The 6,000-nt window shown below is 42.1% G+C and carries 3 protein-coding genes and 3 pseudogenes; all 6 read left to right on the top strand.

The features are described from left to right. Positions 1 to 31: 31 nt before the first annotated feature. The 6 genes and pseudogenes from JCM16418_RS21760 to glnA all read left to right on the top strand — a co-directional run bounded on the left by JCM16418_RS21760 (position 32) and on the right by glnA (position 5,877). Positions 32 to 894 (top strand): annotated as a pseudogene (locus tag JCM16418_RS21760) (AAA family ATPase). A gap of 189 nt (positions 895 to 1,083) precedes the next feature. Beyond that, positions 1,084 to 1,370, top strand: a pseudogene (locus JCM16418_RS24460) (AAA family ATPase); the annotation flags it as partial. A 36-nt stretch (positions 1,371 to 1,406) separates the two neighbouring features. Beyond that, entirely contained in the window at positions 1,407 to 2,696 is a 1,290-nt protein-coding gene (gene hflX / locus JCM16418_RS21765) for a GTPase HflX (RefSeq protein WP_036653189.1), read from the top strand. A gap of 94 nt (positions 2,697 to 2,790) precedes the next feature. Beyond that, positions 2,791 to 4,010 (top strand): annotated as a pseudogene (locus tag JCM16418_RS21770) (methionine gamma-lyase family protein). 86 nt (positions 4,011 to 4,096) lie between these two features. Next, positions 4,097 to 4,507 carry a MerR family transcriptional regulator gene (locus tag JCM16418_RS21775; protein ID WP_036653192.1) on the top strand — a complete coding sequence of 137 codons (411 nt, stop codon included), beginning with the start codon at positions 4,097 to 4,099 and terminating at the stop codon, positions 4,505 to 4,507. Positions 4,508 to 4,548: 41 nt separating this feature from the next. Continuing rightward, entirely contained in the window at positions 4,549 to 5,877 is a 1,329-nt protein-coding gene (gene glnA / locus JCM16418_RS21780; protein WP_036653194.1) for a type I glutamate--ammonia ligase, read from the top strand. Positions 5,878 to 6,000 lie beyond the last annotated feature (123 nt).

The raw sequence follows: 6,000 nt of genomic DNA on the forward strand, positions 1-6,000 counted from the left end.
TATCGTTAATGAAATTATTGAAACAAATTCAATGCTCCCGAATCATTTAGAGTCGATTAAAGATATTTTTCAAGAACTTGATGGAATGATTGGTCTAGATAAAGTGAAGGACCTTATTTATGAGATATATGCATTGCTGCAAGTGGAAAAGATAAGACAAGACACGGGACTGAAAGTTGGAACTCATGTTTATCATATGTTATTTAAAGGGAATCCTGGTACAGGGAAAACTACAGTGGCAAGAATTGTTGCAAAACTGCTTAAACACATGGGCGTTCTTAGCAAAGGACATTTAATCGAAGTGGAGAGAGCAGACTTAGTGGGGGAATACATAGGGCATACGGCTCAAAAGACGAGAGATTGGTAAAGAAGGCGATGGGCGGAATTTTATTTATTGATGAAGCGTACAGCTTGGCTAGAGGTGGAGAAAAGGACTTTGGGAAAGAAGCAATTGATTGTCTTGTAAAAGTAATGGAAGATCGGAACGATGACTTTATAATCATTTTAGCGGGTTATCCCAATGAAATGGATATGTTTTTGCAAACAAATACAGGACTCCCTTCTCGTTTTCCGATACAAATTCATTTTCAAGACTATACAACGGATGAGTTAATACTAATTGCAATTAAAATGGCGTCTGAAAGAGATTATACGCTGGCATCGGAAACAATTCGAAAATTTAAAGAAATCATACTTGATGAAAAAATTGACGAGTTTAGTTTTAGTAATGCGCGATTTGTACGCAATGTTATTGAAAAAGCAATTCGCCATCAAGCAGTAAGACTAATGAGTAAGCATGTAAAATTATCAAGACAAGATCTTATGGATATTTTGCCAAGGGATCTAATCAATCGGGTTGAGATTGATTCTAAAACAGAAAGTATAATATCGTAAGGTATGGGATTGCTTATCGGTTAGAGGATTGGTCAGGGGATAAAGTTGATGTTATAATTTGGGACAGTGTGCTTGAATACGAAGATCAAAAAAGAAAAAATCGACAATGCATTTTTTATAGAAGTTGTGTGTTATGAAGCCATTCAACATCGCAAGCATTAATTGATATGTATTCATAATGCAAATTATCAACTTATACAAATCTCGGAGTTAATGGTGAAAGAACGCGACTATATCCTTATGCCTCAGGCGATACTTAAGCTTAGGCAGCACTTGCAGCAGGAGAGAGAAGAGGGTACCATGCATTCAGTAATGCAAGATACGTACGCAATACGATCGAGAAATCCATCCGCAATCAAGCCGTGCGCCTACTGAATCAATATGCCCAAAGAAGTCCAGGGAAAGTAGAGCTGATGACACTTCGAACGGAGGATTTCAAGCTGGAATTAAAGGGCTCTACTTCTGCAAGCATCTGACTTGATTGTATACAGCAGATAAAAGGAGCAATAAATATGGCTAATTCGACATATGATACGCACACACAAATCCGTGACAAGGCTATTCTGGTCAGCCTTGTTACGGATGAGATTAAACGCTCGGGCATGGATTCGGAACATTCGCTACATGAACTCGTACAGCTCGCTGAGACAGCGGGTGTTGAAGTGCTAGAAGTTTTAACACAAAACAAGAGTGTACCTGACTCAAGATGGTTTATTGGTAAAGGTAAGGTAGAAGAACTACGGATGTTGCTTGAGATGCATGGAGGAAACACGGTTATATTTGATCATGAACTTTCAGGCGCGCAAGTACGTAATTTAGAGCAGAGCCTTGATGCCAAAATCATTGATCGGACACAGCTCATTCTTGATATATTTGCGCAGAGGGCCAAAACAAGAGAAGGTATTATTCAGGTCGAGCTAGCACAGCTTATGTACCTACTTCCTCGATTGTCCGGGCAAGGTAAAAATTTATCGCGTCTCGGTGGTGGTATTGGTACTCGGGGGCCTGGTGAAAGTAAACTAGAAACCGACAGACGCCATATTCGGGGTAGAATCTTGGAACTCAAGAATCATTTAGCTGAAGTAACACGTCATCGTAAGTTATATAGGGCGCGACGACAGAAGAGCGGGATTATTCAACTGGCTCTTGTGGGCTACACCAATGCTGGAAAATCTACACTTCTTAAGCAGTTGACGCAGGCTGATGTCTATATTGAGAACCAGCTATTCGCTACGCTCGATCCCACAACACGTGAGATGGAACTACCTAGCGGTAATAACGTTGTGATCACGGATACCGTGGGTTTTATTCAGAATCTTCCACATGACCTCATTGCAGCTTTTAGGGCAACACTTGAGGAAGTCAATGAGGCTGATCTCGTGCTTCATGTCGTTGATGCATCTTCTGAAATGAGAGAAGATCAGATGGCCGTGGTGGATTCTATTTTGCAGGAGCTTGGTTCATCAGACACGCCTCAAATCGTGCTTTTTAACAAAAAAGATCTCTGTACACCTCAGCAACTGGAAATGCTGCCCACGGGTGATGGATACCTGAAATTAAGTGCCTATGATGAGTCCGATTTGCTTAAGTTAAGACAAATAATTCAGCAGAAGCTGACAGGAGATACATTGAAGTTTCGTATTCCTTCCGATCGCGGCGAAGTTGTATCCGTGCTCTACCGAGTAGGTGATGTCATTAATCAAAAGCTTGTTGATGATGATATGCTGTACACAGTTCAACTACATCAATCTGATTACGAGAAGTATGGGCACACATTAAAAGATTTTATCGAACGTGATTAAGTATACAAAAACATCTTGAGAACATACGACAACAGATACAGTAGGGAGAGAGAAGTAGGACATGGCAAGATTTACAGAAGAGTTGAACCAATGGATGAGGATAGCTGAACAACGGATTGAAGGCAAGCTTAGAGAAATGGATGCTGTCGTAGATCATAACCAGTGGAAGGTTATTGATGCTTTTCAGAAGCACCAAGTAAGTGATTTTCATTTTGCAAATTCCACGGGATATGCTTATAACGATCGAGGTAGAGAAGTGCTGGATCTAGTATATGCGGACGTATTTGGAGCAGAGGCTGCTCTTGTACGCCCGCATTTTGCTTCGGGTACGCACACAATCTCAACAGCATTGTTTGGCGTTCTGCGACCTGGAGATGAGTTGTTCTATATTACGGGTAGACCTTACGATACCTTGCATAAGGTAATTGGAAAACAGGGCGACGGCTCTGGCTCCTTACAGGATTTCGGAATTACCTACCGCGAAGCTGCGCTTACTTCAGATGGGGGTATTGACTGGGATGCTGTTGAGGCAGGGATTTCAGAAACGACGAAGGTCATTGGTATTCAGCGTTCACGGGGGTATGATTGGAGATCTTCATTTAGTGTATCTCAAATTGGAGAGATGATTGCTCGGATCAAGCGGATTAATCCAGAACTTATTGTCTTTGTAGATAATTGTTATGGAGAGTTTACAGAAGAAATCGAGCCAACGGACGTTGGTGCTGACTGATGGCAGGCTCGCTGATTAAAAATCCAGGTGGCGGTATTGCTGAGACCGGTGGTTATATTTGTGGTAAGCAGCGATATGTTGAACTAGCAGCTTATAGACTAACTGCGCCAGGGATTGGTGCTGAAGTTGGCGCAATGCTGGGAACTACACGTGGTATTTACCAAGGGCTATTCCTCGCTCCAACATTGGTGGGACAAGCGGTAAAAGGTAGCATTTTTGCAGCAGCCATGTTTGAACAGGCGGGATTTGTAAGTAAGCCGGCATGGAATGAGCATCGTACAGATTTGATTCAAGCCATTTCCTTTACTGGCCCAGACCACTTAATCGCCTTTGTTCAAGGTATACAGCGCGCAGCAGCGGTTGACAGTCACGTGGTACCAGAACCTTGGGATATGCCTGGCTATGAACATCCAGTTATTATGGCAGCAGGGACTTTTATACAGGGTGGTAGTCTGGAATTATCAGCGGATGCACCAATCCGTGAGCCATATATCGGATACATGCAAGGGGGTCTAACCTATTCCCATGTTAAGTATGGCGTGATGATGACACTGAAAACGATGCAAGAACGAAATTTATTGTAAGTTTATCTGACATGTTATTGACACGTTAGATTAGGAAATGTACAATAGCAATTAGAAAATGTTATTTTGGAAGGTTGAGATGAGTCATGGGTGATGAGATACGAAGAAATATGGCCTTATTCCCTATTGGTATTGTAATGAAGCTTACCGATCTGTCTGCTAGGCAAATTAGGTATTATGAACAACATCAATTAATTGTGCCTGCGCGTACGTCTGGAAACCAACGGTTATTTTCATTTAACGATGTTGAAAGACTACTAGAGATCAAAGCTTTAATTGAGAAGGGTGTTAATATTGCTGGTATTAAACAAGTGATGAACCCGGTAACCAAAGAATCTGAAGAAGCTACGGTTATCACAGCGGACACCGAAGTGAAGCGTAGGGAATTGTCAGAATCTCAATTACACCGTTTGCTGAAACAGCAACTTGTATCAGATAAGAGACCAGGGCAAGTGTCATTAATTCAAGGCGAATTGTCCCGGTTTTTTAATAAATAGTAAGTAATAAATAAGTATATATGTGAGAGGGAGAGGATACAGTGAGTTATACTAAAGAAGATATTCTACGTATTGCCAAGGAAGAGAATGTACGGTTCATCCGTTTACAGTTTACGGATTTGCTCGGAACGATCAAGAACGTTGAGATCCCAGTAAGTCAGTTAAAAAAAGCGGTAGACAACAAAATGATGTTCGACGGATCTTCTATTGAAGGTTATGTGCGTATCGAAGAATCCGATATGTATCTGTATCCGGATCTAGACACATGGGTAGTATTCCCATGGGTATCTGAGAACCGTGTTGCCCGTCTAATTTGCGATATTTATATGCCAGACGGTACACCATTTGCTGGTGATCCACGTGGTATTTTGAAACGTTGCCTGAAGCAAGCTGAAGAAATGGGCTATTCGTCCATGAACGTTGGACCTGAACCGGAATTTTTCTTGTTCAAGACTGATGAGAAGGGCAACCCAACTACGGAACTGAACGACCAAGGTGGATATTTTGACTTGGCTCCTACAGATCTAGGTGAAAACTGTCGTCGTGAAATCGTGTTGACACTGGAAGAAATGGGCTTTGAAGTTGAAGCTTCTCACCACGAAGTGGCTCCAGGACAGCATGAGATTGATTTTAAATATGAAGATGCAATTAAGGCAGCGGATCAGATCCAAACCTTTAAACTGGTTGTTAAGACCATCGCTCGTCAGCATGGACTACATGCGACATTTATGCCTAAACCTTTGTTTGGTGTAAATGGTTCAGGTATGCACTGTCACCAATCACTATTTAATGGTGGAGAGAATGCATTCTACGACGAGTCAGATGAACTTGGTCTGAGCGAAGTTGCTCGCTATTATATGGCTGGTGTTCTGAAGCATGCACGTGCATTCGCAGCGATCACTAACCCAACAGTGAACTCTTACAAACGTCTAGTTCCTGGTTACGAAGCTCCATGTTATGTTGCATGGTCCGGTAGTAACCGTAGTCCTATGATCCGTATTCCGGCTTCACGTGGACTCAGTACTCGCGTCGAAGTTCGTAATCCAGATCCAGCGGCTAACCCTTACTTGGCTCTTGCAGTTATGCTGAAAGCTGGTCTAGATGGTATCAACCGTAAGCTGAAACTTCCTGATCCAATTGACCGCAATATCTACGTTATGTCTGAAGAAGAGCGTATCGAAGAAGGCATTCCTAGCTTGCCAGCAGATTTGAAGGAAGCTTTGAACGAACTTGTTCGTGATGAAGTTATCATTGAAGCACTAGGTGAGCATGCTCTTGCACACTTCTACGAGCTTAAAGAAATTGAGTGGGATATGTATCGCACTCAAGTTCACGCTTGGGAACGTGACCAGTACATGACGCTTTACTAATCGAGGAATCCCTTGCACCGTATGGTGCGAGGGTTTTTTTGTTTTGTGGCAAGTGTTCGTATTTTGAAGCGAGGAAAGAAATTGCCCCCGAATTACCCCCATATATTTATAAAAACTCTCCAG

It is taken from the genome of Paenibacillus pini JCM 16418, assembly GCF_000576305.1.
Taxonomy (GTDB): domain Bacteria; phylum Bacillota; class Bacilli; order Paenibacillales; family Paenibacillaceae; genus Paenibacillus_AQ; species Paenibacillus_AQ pini.

Bases quoted from the DNA above. Each gene is read 5' to 3' on its own strand.
- hflX (WP_036653189.1), top strand. From the start codon at position 1,407: ATGGCTAATTCGACATATGATACGCACACACAAATCCGTGACAAGGCT.
- JCM16418_RS21775 (WP_036653192.1), top strand. From the start codon at position 4,097: ATGGGTGATGAGATACGAAGAAATATGGCCTTATTCCCTATTGGTATT.